The organism is Nonomuraea sp. NPDC052634, assembly GCF_040678535.1.
Taxonomy (GTDB): Bacteria; Actinomycetota; Actinomycetes; order Streptosporangiales; family Streptosporangiaceae; genus Nonomuraea; species Nonomuraea fastidiosa.
The window spans coordinates 182269-198470 of sequence record NZ_JBFATY010000001.1; the positions used below are offsets into that span (position 1 = coordinate 182269).

The 16202-nt window shown below is 73.2% G+C and carries 23 protein-coding genes; 8 read left to right on the forward strand and 15 right to left on the reverse strand.

Features of this window, described 5'->3' with window-relative positions; translation table 11 throughout:
* Positions 1–102: 102 nt before the first annotated feature.
* A complete protein-coding gene (locus AB0K67_RS00895) occupies positions 103–1068 on the forward strand; it encodes a DUF418 domain-containing protein (protein WP_364050701.1) in 966 nt (321 codons plus the stop codon).
* 71 nt (positions 1069–1139) lie between these two features.
* On the opposite strand, the gene AB0K67_RS00900 is transcribed toward AB0K67_RS00895, so the two are convergent.
* Both AB0K67_RS00900 and AB0K67_RS00905 read right to left on the reverse strand, forming a co-directional pair.
* The gene (locus AB0K67_RS00900) at positions 1140–1778 is read right to left on the reverse strand and encodes a restriction endonuclease (RefSeq protein ID WP_364050704.1); all 639 of its coding nucleotides are present in this window, start codon (positions 1776–1778) and stop codon (positions 1140–1142) included.
* A gap of 67 nt (positions 1779–1845) precedes the next feature.
* On the reverse strand, positions 1846–2868 hold the full coding sequence (locus AB0K67_RS00905) for an LLM class flavin-dependent oxidoreductase (protein ID WP_364050706.1): 1023 nt from the start codon (positions 2866–2868) through the stop codon (positions 1846–1848).
* Between the two features lie 100 nt (positions 2869–2968).
* Between AB0K67_RS00905 and AB0K67_RS00910 the strand changes: the two genes are divergently transcribed.
* On the forward strand, positions 2969–3544 hold the full coding sequence (locus tag AB0K67_RS00910; protein WP_364050708.1) for a TetR family transcriptional regulator: 576 nt from the start codon (positions 2969–2971) through the stop codon (positions 3542–3544).
* 63 nt (positions 3545–3607) lie between these two features.
* On the forward strand, positions 3608–4516 hold the full coding sequence (locus tag AB0K67_RS00915) for an alpha/beta fold hydrolase (protein WP_364050711.1): 909 nt from the start codon (positions 3608–3610) through the stop codon (positions 4514–4516).
* Positions 4517–4541: 25 nt separating this feature from the next.
* On the opposite strand, the gene AB0K67_RS00920 is transcribed toward AB0K67_RS00915, so the two are convergent.
* A complete protein-coding gene (locus tag AB0K67_RS00920) occupies positions 4542–5093 on the reverse strand; it encodes a helix-turn-helix domain-containing protein (RefSeq protein WP_364050714.1) in 552 nt (183 codons plus the stop codon).
* Between the two features lie 80 nt (positions 5094–5173).
* Here AB0K67_RS00920 and AB0K67_RS00925 point away from each other — a divergent pair, with 80 nt between their 5' ends.
* Both AB0K67_RS00925 and AB0K67_RS00930 read left to right on the forward strand, forming a co-directional pair.
* On the forward strand, positions 5174–5812 hold the full coding sequence (locus tag AB0K67_RS00925; RefSeq protein WP_364050717.1) for an NAD(P)H-dependent oxidoreductase: 639 nt from the start codon (positions 5174–5176) through the stop codon (positions 5810–5812).
* Positions 5809–6123 (forward strand): multidrug efflux SMR transporter, encoded by a 315-nt coding sequence (locus AB0K67_RS00930; protein WP_364050720.1) that lies wholly within the window; start codon positions 5809–5811, stop codon positions 6121–6123. Before AB0K67_RS00925 ends, AB0K67_RS00930 begins: the two co-directional genes overlap by 4 nt.
* A gap of 98 nt (positions 6124–6221) precedes the next feature.
* Here the strand turns inward: AB0K67_RS00930 and AB0K67_RS00935 are convergent, their stop codons facing one another.
* Genes AB0K67_RS00935 through AB0K67_RS00955 form a run of 5 tightly spaced genes read right to left on the reverse strand, consistent with a single transcriptional unit; the run spans position 6222 to position 10441 of the window.
* Entirely contained in the window at positions 6222–7010 is a 789-nt protein-coding gene (locus AB0K67_RS00935) for an SDR family oxidoreductase (RefSeq protein ID WP_364050723.1), read from the reverse strand.
* The gene (locus tag AB0K67_RS00940; protein ID WP_364050726.1) at positions 7007–7612 is read right to left on the reverse strand and encodes a TetR/AcrR family transcriptional regulator; all 606 of its coding nucleotides are present in this window, start codon (positions 7610–7612) and stop codon (positions 7007–7009) included. Before AB0K67_RS00940 ends, AB0K67_RS00935 begins: the two co-directional genes overlap by 4 nt.
* A gap of 56 nt (positions 7613–7668) precedes the next feature.
* Positions 7669–8154: a hypothetical protein gene (locus tag AB0K67_RS00945; RefSeq protein ID WP_364050729.1), complete on the reverse strand. Its 486-nt coding sequence runs from the start codon at positions 8152–8154 to the stop codon at positions 7669–7671.
* Positions 8151–9779, reverse strand: coding sequence for a HAMP domain-containing sensor histidine kinase (locus AB0K67_RS00950; RefSeq protein ID WP_364050732.1), 1629 nt, complete (start codon positions 9777–9779; stop codon positions 8151–8153). Before AB0K67_RS00950 ends, AB0K67_RS00945 begins: the two co-directional genes overlap by 4 nt.
* A complete protein-coding gene (locus AB0K67_RS00955) occupies positions 9776–10441 on the reverse strand; it encodes a response regulator transcription factor (RefSeq protein WP_364050735.1) in 666 nt (221 codons plus the stop codon). Before AB0K67_RS00955 ends, AB0K67_RS00950 begins: the two co-directional genes overlap by 4 nt.
* A 190-nt stretch (positions 10442–10631) precedes the next feature.
* On the opposite strand from AB0K67_RS00955, the gene vanY-N reads away from it, so the two are divergent.
* Positions 10632–11213 carry a D,D-peptidase/D,D-carboxypeptidase VanY-N gene (gene vanY-N, locus AB0K67_RS00960; protein WP_364050738.1) on the forward strand — a complete coding sequence of 194 codons (582 nt, stop codon included), beginning with the start codon at positions 10632–10634 and terminating at the stop codon, positions 11211–11213.
* A 10-nt stretch (positions 11214–11223) separates the two neighbouring features.
* On the forward strand, positions 11224–11967 hold the full coding sequence (locus tag AB0K67_RS00965) for a VOC family protein (RefSeq protein WP_364050741.1): 744 nt from the start codon (positions 11224–11226) through the stop codon (positions 11965–11967).
* Between the two features lie 5 nt (positions 11968–11972).
* On the opposite strand, the gene AB0K67_RS00970 is transcribed toward AB0K67_RS00965, so the two are convergent.
* From AB0K67_RS00970 to AB0K67_RS00995, 6 genes are all read right to left on the reverse strand, one after another.
* Positions 11973–13109, reverse strand: coding sequence for a DUF6596 domain-containing protein (locus AB0K67_RS00970; protein ID WP_364057373.1), 1137 nt, complete (start codon positions 13107–13109; stop codon positions 11973–11975).
* A gap of 7 nt (positions 13110–13116) precedes the next feature.
* Positions 13117–13524 (reverse strand): YciI family protein, encoded by a 408-nt coding sequence (locus AB0K67_RS00975; protein WP_364057376.1) that lies wholly within the window; start codon positions 13522–13524, stop codon positions 13117–13119.
* A gap of 105 nt (positions 13525–13629) precedes the next feature.
* The gene (locus AB0K67_RS00980; RefSeq protein ID WP_364050744.1) at positions 13630–14121 is read right to left on the reverse strand and encodes a hypothetical protein; all 492 of its coding nucleotides are present in this window, start codon (positions 14119–14121) and stop codon (positions 13630–13632) included.
* Complete coding sequence (locus tag AB0K67_RS00985; protein WP_364050747.1) at positions 14118–14453, reverse strand: hypothetical protein; 336 nt, start codon at positions 14451–14453, stop codon at positions 14118–14120. Before AB0K67_RS00985 ends, AB0K67_RS00980 begins: the two co-directional genes overlap by 4 nt.
* Positions 14454–14592: 139 nt before the next feature.
* Positions 14593–14757, reverse strand: a complete 165-nt coding sequence (locus AB0K67_RS00990) for a hypothetical protein (protein WP_364050750.1) — start codon at positions 14755–14757, stop codon at positions 14593–14595.
* Entirely contained in the window at positions 14744–15166 is a 423-nt protein-coding gene (locus AB0K67_RS00995) for a hypothetical protein (RefSeq protein ID WP_364050753.1), read from the reverse strand. Before AB0K67_RS00995 ends, AB0K67_RS00990 begins: the two co-directional genes overlap by 14 nt.
* A gap of 36 nt (positions 15167–15202) precedes the next feature.
* Between AB0K67_RS00995 and AB0K67_RS01000 the strand changes: the two genes are divergently transcribed.
* Positions 15203–15406: a hypothetical protein gene (locus tag AB0K67_RS01000; RefSeq protein WP_364050756.1), complete on the forward strand. Its 204-nt coding sequence runs from the start codon at positions 15203–15205 to the stop codon at positions 15404–15406.
* Here the strand turns inward: AB0K67_RS01000 and AB0K67_RS01005 are convergent.
* Positions 15400–16026, reverse strand: coding sequence for a GNAT family N-acetyltransferase (locus AB0K67_RS01005; protein ID WP_364050759.1), 627 nt, complete (start codon positions 16024–16026; stop codon positions 15400–15402). The two genes, AB0K67_RS01000 and AB0K67_RS01005, sit on opposite strands and share 7 nt — an antisense overlap.
* Between the last annotated feature and the right edge of the window lie 176 nt (positions 16027–16202).

Consider the following 16202-nt stretch of genomic DNA (forward strand, 5'->3'; position numbering starts at 1 on the left):
GTGCGCGGGCCTGTCCCTTCGGACATTCGGCCGAAGGGACGGGCCGGGATCCGCCATTGGGCCGATGCGCACGGCCGGCCGCCGGCCGCAGGATCAGGCTCCATGTCCCCTTCTGAACGGCCCCGCATCGCGGCGCTCGACGTCGTGCGCGGTTTCGCGTTGTGCGGCGTGTTGCTGGCCAACGTGCAGCCGATCGCCGCCGCCGGCGCCCCGCCCGTCGCACCGCCGCAGGACGGCATCTCCTGGCACGGCCTGCTCGTCGACCAGCGTTTCTACCCGATCTTCTCGGTGCTGTTCGGCATCGGGTTCGCGCTGCTGTTGCGCTCGGCGGGGGAGCGGGCCGCCCGGCCCCGGCTCGTGCTGCTGCGCCGGCTGCTGGCGCTGCTGGCGATCGGCCTGGCCCACCACTTCCTGCTGTGGCAGGGTGACATCCTCGCCGTCTACGCCGTGGCCGGGCTCGTGGTGCTGCTGCCGTCCACCTGGCTGCCCGCCAAAGCGGTGGCCTGGCTGGCGGCGGCGTTCCTGCTCGCGGCGCTCGCCCTGGGCGGCGGGCCGTTCGCGGTCGTGCCCGGCCTGTTCCTGCTCGGCGCGGCGCTCACCCGGTACGGCGTCATCGACCGCATCGAGGACTCCGCCCGCCTCCCCGCGCTGATCGGCCTGACCTGTGCCGCGCTGGCGGTGCCCGTGGGCGCGCTGCAGGCCCAGCAGGTGCAGCCCGGTCTGACCATGCCGCTGGGCGGGCTGCTGATCGCGGGCGCGTACATCTGCCTGCTGCTCATCCTGCTCCGGACCCCGCTGCGGCCGGTGTTGCAGGCCGTCTTCGCGCCGTTGGGGCGGATGGCGCTGACCAACTACCTGACCGCCACCGTCCTCGTGCTGGCCGTCGCGCCCGTGATGGACGGGCCGCCGCACGCCTGGCCCACCGTCGCGGTGCTCGCGATCACGGGCGGCATCCTGCTCGTGCAGTGGTGCTGGTCGGTGCTGTGGCTGCGCCGCTTCCGCCAGGGGCCGCTGGAGTGGGTGTGGCGCTGGGCCACGTGGGCCCGCCGCCCCGCGCTCGCCGCGTGAGCAGAGCACGCGCCTGCGGGTTCGGCCATCGTCGCTTGGACGTCTCCGGCGCGCTCACCGCGCGCCCCGGCCTATCCGGCCTTGCCGGCCAACGGCGGCGGGCGGCGCGTGAGGCGGCCGCCGGGCAGCAGCGGGGCTTCGCCCAGGAGCCAGTCGGCGAGGTGGTCGCGTTCGACGACGATGAGCGGATCCCGCGCGCCCTGAGCCTCCTGGCGGGCCTGCCGGGTGAGCCGGCTGGAGGTGATCAGCACGCCGGTGTGACCGGCGAAGGAGTTGGCCAGCGCTCCCAGGAACTCGCGCACCTCGGCCGCGCCCACCGGACGGCTGTAGCGCTTGCACTGGACGGCCAGGCGGCCCGGCCCGGGAGCGACGGCGACGATGTCGACCCCGCCGTCGCCGGCGCCGCCGCGCTCGCGGACCTGCCGGAACCCGTCGGCCCGCATCCGCTCGGCCACCAGATGCTCGAACGCGCTGCCCGAGAGGCGATCGATGCGCTCCAGCTCGGCGTTGGCGGCCAGGAAACGCCGCCGTCCCGCCTCGATCACGCGTCGCCGCAGCAGCAGCGCTGCGGCCAGCAGCAGCACGAGCAGGCCGCCTGCCGCAGCCGCCCAGCCGGGATGCTCGGCGGCGAACCACACGGCCGCGACGCCGATCGCGCCCGCCGCCACGATCGGCGTCTGCCGCCTGCTCCGCTTGGATCCCCTCGCCATGGCGCCTCCTCACGGTGTCCAAGGCGATGGTGCACGGCGGGACCGACAAAAACGGCCGTTCGAGCGGTCAGCGCCAGCCGAGCTCCGGGGCGACGTACTTCAGGACCGAGGAGATCAGGTGGGCGTTGTAGTCCACGCCGAGCTGGCTGGGCACCGTCAGCAGGAGCGTGTCGGCGGCGGCGATAGCCTCGTCGGCGGCCAGCTCCTTGACCAGCACCTCGGGCTCGGCGGCGTACGTGCGGCCGAAGATGGCCCTGGTGGTGGCGTCGATGAAGCCGATCTGGTCGGTGCTGGTGCGCTCGTGACCGAAGTAGGCGCGGTCGGTGTCGTTGACGATCGGCATGATCGAGCGGCTCACCGACACGCGGGGCTCGCCCTCGTGCCCGGCCTCCTTCCACGCCTCGCGGTAGGCGGCGATCTGCTCGGCCTGCTGCACGTGGAACGGCTTGCCGTTCTCGTCGTCCTTGAGCGTGGAGCTCATCAGGTGCATGCCGAGCCCGGCGGCCCAGCGTGCGGTGGCGTTGGAGCTGGAGCCCCACCAGATGCGCTTGCGCAGGCCGTCCGAGTGCGGCTCGATGCGCAGCAGGCCCGGCGGGTTGGGGAACATCGGGCGCGGGTTCGGCTCGGCGAAGCCCTCGCCCTCCAGCACCTTGAGGAAGACCTCGGCGTGCCGGCGCGCCATGTCGGCGTCGCTCTCGCCTTCGGCGGGCGCGTAGCCGAAGTAGCGCCAGCCGTCGATGACCTGCTCGGGTGAGCCGCGGCTGATGCCGAGCTGTAGCCGGCCGCCTGCGATGAGGTCGGCCGCGCCGGCGTCCTCGGCCATGTAGAGGGGGTTCTCGTAGCGCATGTCGATGACGCCCGTGCCGATCTCGATGCGGCTGGTCCGCGCTCCGACGGCGGCCAGCAGCGGGAACGGGCTGGCGAGCTGGCGGGCGAAGTGGTGCACCCGGAAGTAGGCGCCGTCGGCACCGAGCTCCTCGGCGGCCACCGCCAGCTCGATGGACTGCAGCAGGGTGTCGGACGCGCTGCGCGCCTTCGAATAGGGCGACGACGACCAATGCCCGAAGCTCAGGAAACCGATCTTTTTCATGCAGGCTTCAACCTTCCTCCAGTCAAGAACATTCCAGCACGCCAGAGGCTCAGGATCGCGATTTTTGAACGTTCGATCCAGATAGGGTACGGTCAGTGCCATGGCAAGGACCAGGGGGTTCGACACCGAGGCGGTCGTGGCCCGCGCGATGGAGCTGTTCTGGGCGCGCGGATACGAGGCCACCTCCATCCGTGACCTCACCCGCCACCTCGGGCTCGGGCAGGGCTCGCTGTACGCCGCGTTCGGCGACAAGGACGGCCTCTACCGGGCCGCGCTGGAGCACTACCGCACCACGTACGCGACCGCCGCCCTGCGCACCCTCGAACGCGAGGGCGACGCCCGCGCGGCCATCCGCGCGCTGCTGCTGGAGCGGGTCCGCATCGCCGCCGAGGGCGGCCGCGGCTGTCTGCTGATCAACGCCGCGACCGAGCGCCTGCCGCAGGACCGGCCGACCCGGCGCATCGTGCGCGACGTGCTGGACGCCAACCAGGAGGCGCTGGCCGGCCTGCTGCGGGCGGCGGCCGAGCGCGGCGAGCTGTCGCCGCGGCACGATCCCGAGACGCTCGCGGCCTTCCTGGTGACGTTCCTCAACGGGCTGCTCGTCTCCGCCAAGGTGACGCCGGACGTCCGCGCCCTGGAGCCGCTCGTGGAGGTCGCCGTGGCCGCCATCGAGTGAGCTTTTCCTGCCCGCAATCTGTATCGAACGATCCAGTTACTTATCGGAAGGCTGATCCACGCGATGATGATCGACCACCGCGGCGCCCCCGTACGCACCGGCCGCGCCGCCGCCAACGGAACGAGCCTGCACTACCGCACCGCCGGGTCGGGGCCCGCCGTGGTGCTGCTGCACGGCGTGCCCAAGACCGGCTACCACTGGCGCCACCTGGTGCCGAAGCTGACGCCCCGCTACACCGTCGTCGTGCCGGACCTGCGCGGGCTCGGCGACTCCGCCCGCCCCGCCGGCGGCTACGACTCCGCCACCATGGCCGACGACGTCGCCGCCCTCATGGCCCGCCTCGGCCACGACGCCTACGCCGTGATCGGCGAGGACTGGGGAGCGGTGATCGGCTACCAGCTCGCCGCCCGCCACCGCGACCGCGTCACCTCCCTGGTCTTCGCCGAAGCGCTCTTTCCCGGCTACGGCTTCGAAGACCACGCCGCGCTCACCCCGGAGAACGTCGCAGGCGGCCTGCACCTGTGGCACCTCGGCTTCTACTTCCAGCCCGACGTGCCCGAGATGCTCATCGCCGGGCACGAGCGCGAGCTCATCACGTACATGATCAAGAACGAGCGCAGCCGCCCTGACAGCGCCACCCCCGACGCCATCGAGGAGTACGTGCGCTGCTACTCCATGCCCGGCGGCATCCGCGCGATGCTGTCGATCTATCGGGCCATGCTCGTCGACGCCGAGCAGAACCGGCAGGCGGCGCGGCGCAGACTCGGCATCCCCGTGCTGGCGCTCGGCGGCTCCGCCTTCATCGGCGAGCGCAACGAGACCCAGATGCGGATGTTCGCCGACGACGTCACCGGCCACGTCTTCGACGCCGGGCACGACCTGGCCGAGGAGGTCCCCGACGAGATGGCCGAGGTCGTGCTGCCGTTCCTGGCCGCACACGCCGCCGCGCGGCCGCGCGCAGGAAGCCGCTGAGGGGCCGTGCGGGTGGTGAGCGGTGTCACCGCTGCAGGATCGCCGCGAGCCTGCCCAGCGCCTGCGTGATCTGCCGCGGGCTGAGGCCGAGCACCGTGCGCTGGTGGTCGTACACCTCGGGGGCGAGCGGTGCGAGCAGGATCTCGACCAGGGCGTCGGGGTCCGGGACGGCGGCGGCGACCAGGAGGGAGCGCACGTGCGCGCGCCAGAAGCCGTACGCGCCGGTCTCGAAACGCGAGCGGCCCAGCTCCGAGCCGAGCACCAGGTGGGAGTGGCCCTCCAGCAGATCGACCATGGCGGCGTAGAAGGCGGCCAGCCGGTCGGCGGGCGGCGCCCCCGGCCCCAGGGGCGGCTCGCCGCGCAGCAGACGTTCCTGCAGGTCCCGCTCGTGCTCGTCGAGCAGCGCGACGGCGATCGACGCCCGGTCGGGGTAGCGGCGGTAGAGGGTGCCCCGGCCCACGCCGGCTCTCTTGGCGATGTCGTCCATCGTCACCTCGTGCGGCGGCCGCTCGGCGAACAGCTGCGCGGCCGCCTCGAGGATCCGTGCCCGGTTGCGCGCGGCGTCGGCTCTCTCCATGCCACCGATTGTATGTGGACGCGGTGTCCGCTTATAGTCAAGTGGACACCGTGTCCGCATAGCTGTGGTGAGGAGAGACCATGCTGCTGCACCTGGACGCCAGCGCCCGCCGCACGTCGTTCTCGCGCAGGCTGTCCCGCCTGTACGCCGAGACCTGGCGCACGGCGCACCCCCAGGCCGGGTACGCCTACCGCGACCTGGCCGCGAACCCCGTACCGCACATCGGCGAGGCGTGGACCGAGATCTGCGACCACATCCTCGAGCACGAGATCACCGACATCGCGCGCTACCGCGAGGCCGTGCGCACCCCGGCGCAGCGCGCGGCGTGGGCCATCGTGGAGCCGCTGCTGCAGGAGGTGGTCGCGGCCGAGGTGATCCTGATCGGCACGCCGATGTACAACTACTCGATCCCGTCGTCGCTCAAGGCCTGGCTCGACCAGATCACCTTCCCCAAGATGTCCCTGCGCGGGCGCTCGTTCGTGGTGACCAGCGCGCGCGGCGGCGCCTACGGGCCGGGCACGCCGCGCGAGCCCTACGACCACCAGGAGCGCTACCTGCGCGACTTCTTCAAGGGCCACTTCGGCGTGGACGACGTCACCTTCATCCACGCCGAGCTGGCCAACGCCCGCCTCGACCCCGGGCTCGCCCACCTGCGCGAGCAGCACGAGCGGTCGCTGTCGGCGGCGGTGGAGGCCGTGGCCAAGGAGGCGGCCCGATGAGCTGGCTGACCCTGCTGCTGGCCGGGCTCGTCGAGGTGGCCTGGTCGCAGAGCATCAAACCGACGCACAACTTCACCCGGCCGCTGCCCACGCTGATCTGCCTGGCCCTGATGGCCGCCGCCGTCTGGCTGCTGTCGCAGGCCATGAACACGCTGCCGGTCGGCACCGCCTACGCGGTCTTCACCGGCATCGGCGCCATCGGCGCGATCACGCTGGGCATCGTGCTCAACGACGACCCCGTCTCGGTGGGCAGGATCGCCGCGCTCGGCCTCATCGTCGGCGGCATCGTGCTGGCCAGGGTCACCACCTGACACCCGGCCGTGGCCTCGGGACGGCTCCGGCGCCGGGGAGGTCTGCGGCGAGACGGCGAAGGCCGCGCCCTTGTCGGCCGGGGATGTGGGGGAGCGTGTCAGCGCCAGTGCGCGTCGCCGATCAGCGTGGCCTCCGCGCCTCCGTCGGCGAAGATCACCTGCCCGGTGACGAAGCGGTTGCCCGCCCCGGCCAGCCAGCAGATCAGCTCGGCCACCCACTCCGGCCGTCCGGGGAAGCCGCCGAACGGCTGCGGCGAGACCGACTCCACCGCGCGGCGCACCTCGTCGTCCTCGATGATGTACGCGGCGGCGGGCGTGTCCACGACGCCGGGCGCGACCGCGTTGAGCGCGATGCCGGACCCCGCCCACTCCGGCGTCGGCGCGGCCCTGCGCACCCAGCGGTTCAGCGCCCGCTTGGCCAGGCCGTAACCGCCGGTGGCGCCGCCGATGCCCGGCTCGGCGCGCATGAGGGCGAGCGCGGCTTCCTCGTCGCCGTCCAGGCACGCCTTGATGACCCGTGCGTCGGCGGGTTCCAGCGAGGAGGTCGACGATACGGCCACGGCGCGGGGCGCGCCGCTGCGCGCCAGCAGCGGGCGCAGCCCTTCGAGGGTGGCGACCGCGCCGAAGAAGTTCGTCTCCAGCATCCCCGTCTTGCCGCCGCCCGCCACGGCGAGCACCGCGTCGATGGGGCCGTGCCCGGCCACCTGCTCGACCAGCGACCGCCGCCCCTCAGGGGTGGACAGGTCTGCCTGGACGTCGGCGCCGGCGAGGTCGCAGCCGATGACCGTGCCGCCGCGCTCGCGGAGCATGGCCGCGGTCGCCGCGCCGATACCCGAGGCCGAGCCGGTCACCACGTAGGTGCGCCCGGCGTGGTCGGTGCTGCTCATCGCTCGTCCCTTCCCGTTCGCCGCGGTACGTCGCGGGTGCTGCGGTCGAAGTGCTCCACCAGCTCCTCGGCGCAGAGCTCGGGATCGACGCCGGCCGCGATGAGCGGGGCCACGGCGTCGATCGAGGCCCGCAGCGCCGCCGCCATGATCCGCTCGTCGAACGGGCGGAAGTCGCCGGCGCGCTGCCCCTCGTCGAGCAGGCGGGCCAGCCGCTCGCGCGAGTCGATGTCGTAGCGCTCGTAGTCGCGCAGTCCGCCGTTGATGAGGATCTGCCGCAGCGCCGCCACCTCGCGCGGGTGCTCGGCGATGAACCGCACGTTCGCCCGGATGACGGCCGCGAGCAGCTCGCGCGGGCCGGTCACACCGCTGAGCGCGGCCTGCATGTACTGCTCGCTGTCGGCGACGATCTGCTCGGCCACGGCCGCGAACAGCTCGTCCTTGCCGGAGAAGTGGTAGGTGATCAGCCGCTTGCTGCTGAGCCCGGCCTCGGTGCGGATGGCCTCGAACGTCGTGGCCTGGTAGCCGCGCTCGGCCAGCAGGGCGATGGCGGTGCGGGTGATCTGCTCCCTGCGGGCTGCCGTCGCCGCCTCGCGCGTGGTCACGGTGCATCCCCTTCGTTATCCATGTGGATAAACATTATCCGTACGGATAATGTTCGTCAAACGGGCGGGCAGTCCCCGGGATCCACGCGCGGCTCGGCGCCGGCGACCGTGATGTCCTGGGCGGCGCCCGGCAGCATGGCCGCCACCGTGCACACGATCTGCCCGACGGCCCGCTCCGGCAGCTCGCCGGGCGGGCCCGACGGGATGATCACCAGGCGGCCGCCCTGCTCGGAGGCCACCGTGAACGGTTCCGCCTCGCGCGGCACGTCCGAGGTGTAGCCCTGCTGCCGTTCCTGCGCCGTCGGCCCGGCCGCCAGCAGCGCCAGCGCGTCCGCCGGGTACAACCGGCCGCGCGGGCGCGGCACCGGATGCAGCCTGCCGTCCTTGATCAAGTAGATGGCGGTCGCCCTGGCCGAGGCGACGGGGCCGCTCGGCGGCGGGCCGACCGGGATCACGTCGCTCGGCCGCACCCCGCAGCCCGCCACCACGACCAGCGCCAGCCCCACACCCACCAGAGCCCGCCAGGCCCGCCCCGTGCTCATGAGGAGCCCCCGTCCGCGTCGCGGGGCGCGGGGGAGGCGTCCCGGCGCGGGGCGCCCGGCTGGGACGGGGTGCTTCCATCCTGAGGGGTGCTTGCATCCTGAGCGGAAAGCGCGGGCGCGGCGGCCGTGTCCGGGGCGCCCGGCGGTGGCGCGCTGTTCTGGTCCTGGGTGCGGGGGAGGCGGAGGGTGAAGACGGCGCCGCCGTCCGGCGCGTTGGCGACGGTCAGGTCGCCCCCGTGCAGGCGGGCGTTCTCCCGGGCGATGGCCAGGCCGAGACCGCTGCCCTCGGACCTCGCCCGGGCCGCGCTTGCCTTGTAGAAGCGGTCGAACACGTGCGGCAGCACCTCCTCATCCAGGCCGGGACCGTGGTCGCGGACGTCGACGGTGATCGAGTCGCCGTCGGCGGACAGGCGTACCGACACCGGAGGCTCGCCGTGCCGCAGGGCGTTGCCGACCAGGTTGGCGAGGACGACGTCCACCCGGCGCGGATCCAGCCGCGCGCTCACCCCGGCGGGCAGCTCGGTCTCCACCGCCTCCGACCAGCCCCGCGTCCGCAGCGTCGCGCGGACCAGCTCGGCCACGTCCACGTCGTTCACAGCGAGCGCCGCCACACCGGAGTCGAACCGGCTGATCTCGATGAGGTCGTTGACGAGCTGGGTCAGGTTGAGCGTCTCCTGGCTGACCAGCCGCGCCGCCCGTCCGGCGGGCTCGGGCAGGTCGGCCGCCTCCTCGTCCAGCACGTCGGCGACCGCCGCCAGCGCGGCGAGCGGGGTGCGCAGCTCGTGGGAGACGTCGGCCACGAACCGGCGTGCGTCGGCCTCCATCGCACGCAGCTGCGCGACGTGCCGTTCCAGCTCGGCGGCGGTGTCGTTGAACGTCCGGGCCACGTCGGCCAGCTCGTCGGAGCCGCGTACCTCGATCCTGGTGTGCAGCCGGCCCTCGCCCAGCAGCCGCGCCGCCCGCCCCAGCTCGCGCACCGGACGCAGGACCCCACGGGTGGCCGCCAGGCCGAGGAGCACCGCGAACACCAGCGCCGCGCCTCCGTACAGCCAGGCCCACAGTGCGAGCTCGTCGATGCTGCGCTGCTCGGGCAGCAGGCTGTGCACGGTGTAGACCTCGATGCCGGAGTTGCGGGTCGTGCCGTCCGGCTCGGCGATCATCAGCGGCGCGCCGATGATGAGGACGGGCAGGTCCTGCCAGGTCACGCGCTGCCAGGCCATGGTGCCGCCGGCGACGGTCTCGCGCAGCCTCGGGGGGATGGCGGCCCTGTCCAGGTCCGGCGTGAGCGGGGGACGGCCGGGCCGCCACTGTCCCGGCGGGCGGGCGGGACGGCCCGGCGCGCGCCGCCCGCGGAAGAACGCGACCGCCGTGGAGTTGGTGTCGTTCAGGCCGGCGGCGATCCTTTCGAGCTCGTCCTGGCCCGGCGTGTCGGTGCGCAGCGGATACAGCGCCGCCAGCCGCTCGCGCATCGCCTCCACCGCGGCGTCCTGGGCCCGCTGCAGGATCTCGTTGCGCGCCTTGCCGTAGGAGACGCCGGCCACCGCCGCCGCCGTGACCACGCACAGCAGCACGAACGCCGACAGCAGCCTGCCGCGCAACCCCAGGGACGCCGCCGGAGGCTTCACACCGGCCCGAACCGGTAGCCGAACCCGCGGACCGTCTGCACGTAGACGGGCGATGCCGAGTCGTCCTCGATCTTGGCGCGCAGCCGCTGCACGCACGCGTCCACCAGCCGCGAGTCGCCGAAGTAGCCGTGCTCCCACACCGACTCCAGCAGCTGCTGGCGGGTGTGCACCCGGCCGGGCGTGCCGGACAGCTCCAGCAGCATGCGCAGCTCGGTCGGGGCGAGACTGACCGGCTCGCCCCGCTTGGTGACCACCAGGCTCGCCCGGTCGATGGTCAGATCGCGGTAGTGCTCCAGCTCCGCCTGTTCGCGGCCGACGCGCCGCAGCACCGCCCGCATGCGGGCCTCCAGCACCCGGGGCTGCACCGGCTTGACCACGTAGTCGTCAGCGCCCGCCTCCAGCCCGGCCACCACGTCGAAGTCGTCGCCGCGCGCGGTCAGCATGATGATCGGCACGTCGCCGGCGGCGCGGATGCGGCGGCACACCTCGAAACCGTCGATGCCGGGCAGCATCAAGTCGAGCACGACGACGTCGGGCGGGTCCGCGCGCAGCTGCTCGAGCCCCTGCTCGCCGGACTCCACCGCGCGCACGCGGTGGCCGTGGCGGCTCAGGGCCAGCTCCAGGCCCTCGCGCACGGCGGGATCATCCTCGATCAACAACACTCGCGATACGCCGCCGAGTTTCACTGGCTCGCTCCGTCACATCACACCTGCCGGTCAACCGCTCCACTATCGGCCGGCCGTGTCCGCATGCGGTGCCCGCAATGTCATGGTCGTGTCACGATCGAGCCGTCGACGAACCATGACATACGGCGCACAGCGCGCGCACATTCGCCGCCCATGGTAAGTCGCCATGGACGAACCACACACCATTCCACCCAGGCTGCGCGACCGGGTGTACGCCCTGGTCACGATGGTGCTGGCGGTGCTGCTGCTGCCGGTGGCCTTCGCCCGCCGTCCCGGCCGGGCCCGGGAGCTGGCCTGTACCTGGGCCCTGGGGCTGCGCTTTCCCGCCGAGGACCTGACGGGGCTCACCGACGGTGCCAGGGCGGCGTTCACGGCGGCGCGCACCGAGGCGCTGTGGCGGCACGGCCGGCTCATCGGCCTGACGTCCGGATACCGTGACCCGGCCACGCAGCAGCGGTTATTCGACGAGGAGGTACGCCGCTGCGGCTCCCCGGCCGTCGCGCGCATGCTGGTGCTGCCGCCGGAGGAGTCACGCCACGTCCAGGGCGTCGCCCTCGACATCCGCCCGCGCGAGGGCGCACGCTGGCTGGAGGAGCACGGCGCCCGCTACGACCTCTACCGCATCTACGACAACGAGTGGTGGCACTTCGAGTACCGCCCGGAGGCCGGCGGCGTCCCGCCGCGCCGCCTGCCGCACTCGGGCGTGCCCCAGGCCACGGCCGACGATCACCCAGGGGCGTCCCGATAGGGTGAGCGGCATGCCGTTGCAACTCCCTCAGGTGAACCTCAAGGCGCGCGACGAGGTCGCGCTCGGCCGCTTCTGGGCCGGCGCGCTCGGCTGGGAGATGGACAGCGAGGCCCCCGGGGTGACGAACCTCACGCCGGCGGGCTTCCCCTGGCCGGACCCCTCCGCCGTCTGCATCGACCTCGTCCGGGTCCCCGACCCCGAGACGGTGCGCTACCGCGTCCACCTCGATCTGGCCACCACCTCCGCCGAGCACCAGGCCGAGCTGGTCGCCCGCCTGACGGAGCTCGGCGCGACCCCCGCCGACATCGGGCAGGGCGACGTGCCGTGGACGGTGATGGCCGACCCGGAAGGCAACGTCTTCTGCGTCCTGGAGCCGCGCGAGATCTACCGCGACACCGGGCCGATCGCCGCCGTGGTCGTCGACTGCGCCGACCCCGGGGCCATGGCCGGCTTCTGGGGCGAGGCGCTCGACTGGACCGTGCACGAGGTGACCGGCGACCACGCCAGGCTGCGCTCGTCCCAGGGCGTCGGGCCGTACCTGGAGTTGATCCGGGTCTCCGGCGAGCCGGAGGTGTGGCACCGCTTCCACCTCGACGTGCTGCCCGACCCGGCCGACGACAAGCCGGCGCAGGTGGCCCGGCTGCAGGAGCTCGGCGCGCGCTTCGCCGACGTGGGGCAGGGCGAGGTGTCGTGGACGGTGATGGCCGACATCGAGGGCAACGAGTTCTGCGTGCTCGGCCGCTCCACCTCCTGAGGAGATCATGAGGAGCGGAGCCTGGCCGCCTGCCGGATGAGGTGGTCGCGCTCGGGCAGGCTCGGCGCCGACCGGGCGGCCTCGGCGTACAGCCGGGCCGCCGTCTCCCGGTCGCCGTCACGTTCGTGCAGGTACGCCGCGACGGCGGCGTACCTGGGCAGGGCGGGGTCCAGCTCCGCCAAAGCGGCCAGACCGGCGCGCGGCCCGTCGGCCTCCCCGACCGCGACGGCCCGGTTGAGCCGGGCCACCGGGCTGCCGGTGAGGCGGACCAGCTCGTCGTACCACTCGACGATCTGCACCCAGTCGGTCTCCTCGGCCGTCTGCGCGTCGGCGTGCAGCGCGGCGATGGCCGCCTGCGCCTGGTACTCGCCCAGCCGGTCTCGGGCCAGCGCCGCCTGCAGCACCTTCACGCCCTCGGCGATCATGCGGGTGTCCCACAGGCTGCGGTCCTGCTCGGCGAGGGGGATGAGCCGGCCGTCGGGGCCGGTCCTGGCCGCGCGCCGCGCGTGGTGCAGCAGCATGAGCGCGAGCAGGCCCGCCACCTCCTCGTGGTCGATCATCGCGGCGAGCTGCCGGGTGAGCCTGATCGCCTCCTCGGCGAGGTCCACGTCGCCGGAGTAGCCCTCGTTGAAGACCAGGTAGAGCACGCGCAGCACGGTGGCGACGTCGCCCGGCCGGTCGAAGCGGACGTTCGCGACGGTCCGCTTGGCCCTGCTGATGCGCTGCGCCATCGTCGCCTCCGGCACCATGTACGCCTGCGCGATCTGCCGCGTGGTCAGCCCGCCGACCGCGCGCAGCGTGAGCGCCACGGCCGAGGACGGCGACAGCGACGGATGCGCGCACAGGAAGTACAGCCACAGCGTGTCGTCCACCGCCGTGCCGGGGCCGGGCGGCGGCTCGGCCCCGGCACGCGCCTCGCGGTCGCGGCGCGCGGTGTCGGCGCGGGCGGCGTCGAGGAACTTGCGCCAGGCCACGGTGACCAGCCAGCCCTGCGGGTCGCGCGGCGGGCCGTCCCGCCAGCCGCGCACGGCCTCGACCAGCGCCTCCTGTACGGCGTCCTCGGCCGCCGCGAAATCCGCTCCGCGACGGACGAGGACGCCGATCACGACGGGGGTGAGGCTGCGCAGCAGGGCCTCGTCCACCATGCGGCTACTCCGTGATGGTCTCGGGCTCGTGGAGGAACGGCCGCACCTCCAGCCATTCGTGGATCGGCTCGCCGCCCGCGCCCGGCGCCGCCGACAGCTCGGCGGCCAGCTCCAGCGCCCGCTCCTGGCTGTCGACGTCGATCACCATCCAGCCGGCGATCAGGTCCTTGGTCTCGGGGAACGGGCCGTCGGTGACCGGCGGCCGGCCCTCGCCGCCGTATCGGACCCACATGCCCTCCGGAGCGAGCGCCTGGGCGTCGACGAACTCGCCGGTGTCCTCCAGCCGCTTGGCGAAGTCGCGCATGTACTGGATGTGCGCCGAGACCTCCTCCGGCGTCCACTGGTCCATCGGCACGTCGTTGACCGGCGCGGGCGCGCCCCGGTAGTGCTTGAGCAGCAGGTACTTGGCCATCGCGTTCTCCTTCGTACGGTCGGTCGTCATCGCGGTGTTCATGCCGGGGACGGAGCCGCCGCCGCGTTCTCGACATCTTCGCCGCGACTTTTTTGAAGGGCGCGATCAGGCCCTGGATCGCAGCCGCCGCCACCACGGCGGCCCGGAGACGCGGGCGGCCGTCCCGTGCGGCGGCTCGCCCGTGCGCGCGTACGCGAAGAACGCCGCGAGATCGTGCGCGGGGCCCTGGCCGATGCGCTTGGCGACCTTGTTGTGCGGGTAGCCGCGCAGCCCGTCGGGGCTCTCCACCGCGGCGGCCCGCTGATCGGTGCAGTACACCCACGACCAGCCGCAGTTCCTGACGATCATCTCGCCCAGGTACGCGCCCGCACCCATGATCACCTCGTGCGCGTCCTCGGGAGCCGGCTTGGTGGCCACGAACGCGGCGCAGTAGTTGTCGAGGTGATGCAGGAACGCCGGGTCCCAGTCGAGCGCGAACCCCTCGGCCCGCGCCCGCTCCACGAAGCCGTCGGCCAGGACGCGCATGTGCTCGGCGGTCTCGGCATCGCTGGGCGGCTCGCGCCGCGGCCCCCTGCCCAGCAGCCGGCCCAGCGTCATGGCAGCTCCTCGCGCAGGAGGGCGCGGGCGAACGGCTCCCCGGCGGCCCGCGCGTACGCCTGGCGCTCGCGTACCTCGGCGAGCGTGCGCGGCCGGTAGCCGGGACCGTCGCCGCACCCCATGGGGAACCGGATCCCGGCGTGCAGCAGCACCGACAGCACCCGCCAGCCCTCGACGTCGCGCCGGGCCGGCGCCGCAAAGGCGGATCCGACGTGGATCAGCGGCCCGGCGCACCCCGGGCACACCCGGTCACCCTCGCCCCTGGCGAGGTGGGGCTGCTTGTACGAGGCGCGGCACGGCAAGCAGACGAACGACGTCTTCCCATGACCCATGCGCCTACCTTAGGCCCTTGATCGACTCAGGTCGCGGTCATGCGGGGTGGGTCTCGGGCAGGACGGCGTCCACGGCGTGACGAACGGCGCGCGGCCGGGCCCGGCCCCGCGTAGCCGCTACGTGTCCGTGGCACAGACGTCACACGTACGGCGCCTCAGTGCTGACGCGCGCCGCATCACCGGTGGCCAGGCGGGTGAGGAGCTTCAGGGCGGCCGCGTCGGGGGAGCCCGGGGCGGCGGTGAAGACCGCCAGGCGCCGGCCGTCGTCCTGGGGCAGCTCCATCAGCTCGTCATTCAGCGTCATCGACGCCCACCAGCGGGTGACGGAAGGCGCGCGTGGGCGGGATGCAGGCGGGTACGTGGTGAGCCGCCCACAGCGCGGCGAACTCCGCGCTGTTCAAGGTCAGCTCGCCGATCAGCTCGGCCAAGTCCGGATCGTCGGGGTAGCGGGCGGCGATCAGGCGCAGGTCGGCCACGGTGTCGCGGGCCTTGCCCCGCCAGTCGGCGTACAGCTCGCGGGTGTGCGGGTCGAGGAAGACCAGGCGTGCGATGTTGGGGCGCTGCCAGGGCTGCTCGGGCGCCTCGTACGGCAGATGCCCGGCCAGCAGCGCGTGCGCCGTGCGGTTCCAGGCCAGCACGTCGGTGCACCGGCCGATCACGAGCGCGGGCACGTCGCCGAACGCCTCGATCATCAGCCGGAGGACCGGCCGCACACGTTCGGGACGCGGCCGCCGGCGGCGCTTCGGCCGGTGCGGGCCGCCGCTCGACGAGGAGGCGCGATCGGCACCGCGGGGCTGGCGGCCGTCGCGACCGCGCGTACCGAGGCGCTGGCGGCGGCGACGCCCGTGCTCGCCACGCTGGGCGGGCTCCACGCGGCGATGCTCGTGGCGGGCGTGGTCTGCCTGGCCGGGGCCGTTCTGGCGGTCGTGCTGCTCGGCCGGTCGTCTCAGTGACGCTCGTCGACGGCCCGCCTTTCGGCCTGTACGAGCCGCAGGGAGATGTAGTAGTTGATCCCGGTCTTTCGGGTGTGGCGCACTTTGGTGCGCTGGAACTCGCGGAAGCCGAGCTTGTCGTACAGGCGCAGGGCCGCGGTGTTGACGTCGGAGATCTCCGCCAGGACGTACTCGTCGTACTGGGGGAGGGCGAGCAGGTGGGTCAGCAACGCCGTCGCGACGCCCCGGCCCCGGTACCGGATGGCGGTGGCCACGAACTCCAGGGAGGCCATCCCGTCCTTGGCGTAGGGGAGAGGTTTGGCGAACTCGCGGCGGAAACCGATGTCGGCGATGGTGCCCTTGTAGAACCCCAGGTGCCTGCGCAGCTCGCGCCTGTCGTGCTGGAACGACGGCCGCCTGCCGTCCGTACAGGCGGTGATCCCGGCGGGACGCCCGTCGACCAGGGCCACGTAGAACACGTCGAGGACCAGCGCGTGCTCCAAGGCGTCGGCGAGCTTGGCGGGGTCGTCGGAGAAGTAGGAGAAGTCGGGGCCGAACCCGTCGACGAAGACCTCGGCGATGGCTCGGCGATGGCTCTCGCCCAGCTCGGCGGCGCGTACCACTTCGATGGCGTCGGGCAATGCTCACCTCGGAGGAGTCGTTGTACGGTGTACGAACGGAGACGGTAGCCCGCCCCGCGAGGCGGCGCCTGCCATGAGCGGCGGTGTGCTAGGCCAGCTCATCAGCCCTCCACCAGGGGCGATCCCGTCACTGTGGCCAGTGCGCCGCTGCCCTAGTACAGGAAGAGGACGCGATC

What these genes read in the sequence shown, in the direction of transcription:
- AB0K67_RS00895 (WP_364050701.1), top strand. Translation starts at nt 103, where the DNA reads ATGTCCCCTTCTGAACGGCCCCGCATCGCGGCGCTCGACGTCGTGCGC.
- AB0K67_RS00900 (WP_364050704.1), bottom strand. Translation starts at nt 1,778, where the DNA reads ATGGCGAGGGGATCCAAGCGGAGCAGGCGGCAGACGCCGATCGTGGCG.
- AB0K67_RS00905 (WP_364050706.1), bottom strand. Translation starts at nt 2,868, where the DNA reads ATGAAAAAGATCGGTTTCCTGAGCTTCGGGCATTGGTCGTCGTCGCCC.
- AB0K67_RS00910 (WP_364050708.1), top strand. Translation starts at nt 2,969, where the DNA reads ATGGCAAGGACCAGGGGGTTCGACACCGAGGCGGTCGTGGCCCGCGCG.
- AB0K67_RS00915 (WP_364050711.1), top strand. Translation starts at nt 3,608, where the DNA reads ATGATGATCGACCACCGCGGCGCCCCCGTACGCACCGGCCGCGCCGCC.
- AB0K67_RS00920 (WP_364050714.1), bottom strand. Translation starts at nt 5,093, where the DNA reads ATGGAGAGAGCCGACGCCGCGCGCAACCGGGCACGGATCCTCGAGGCG.
- AB0K67_RS00925 (WP_364050717.1), top strand. Translation starts at nt 5,174, where the DNA reads ATGCTGCTGCACCTGGACGCCAGCGCCCGCCGCACGTCGTTCTCGCGC.
- AB0K67_RS00930 (WP_364050720.1), top strand. Translation starts at nt 5,809, where the DNA reads ATGAGCTGGCTGACCCTGCTGCTGGCCGGGCTCGTCGAGGTGGCCTGG.
- AB0K67_RS00935 (WP_364050723.1), bottom strand. Translation starts at nt 7,010, where the DNA reads ATGAGCAGCACCGACCACGCCGGGCGCACCTACGTGGTGACCGGCTCG.
- AB0K67_RS00945 (WP_364050729.1), bottom strand. Translation starts at nt 8,154, where the DNA reads ATGAGCACGGGGCGGGCCTGGCGGGCTCTGGTGGGTGTGGGGCTGGCG.
- vanY-N (WP_364050738.1), top strand. Translation starts at nt 10,632, where the DNA reads ATGGACGAACCACACACCATTCCACCCAGGCTGCGCGACCGGGTGTAC.
- AB0K67_RS00965 (WP_364050741.1), top strand. Translation starts at nt 11,224, where the DNA reads ATGCCGTTGCAACTCCCTCAGGTGAACCTCAAGGCGCGCGACGAGGTC.
- AB0K67_RS00975 (WP_364057376.1), bottom strand. Translation starts at nt 13,524, where the DNA reads ATGGCCAAGTACCTGCTGCTCAAGCACTACCGGGGCGCGCCCGCGCCG.
- AB0K67_RS00980 (WP_364050744.1), bottom strand. Translation starts at nt 14,121, where the DNA reads ATGACGCTGGGCCGGCTGCTGGGCAGGGGGCCGCGGCGCGAGCCGCCC.
- AB0K67_RS00985 (WP_364050747.1), bottom strand. Translation starts at nt 14,453, where the DNA reads ATGGGTCATGGGAAGACGTCGTTCGTCTGCTTGCCGTGCCGCGCCTCG.
- AB0K67_RS00990 (WP_364050750.1), bottom strand. Translation starts at nt 14,757, where the DNA reads ATGACGCTGAATGACGAGCTGATGGAGCTGCCCCAGGACGACGGCCGG.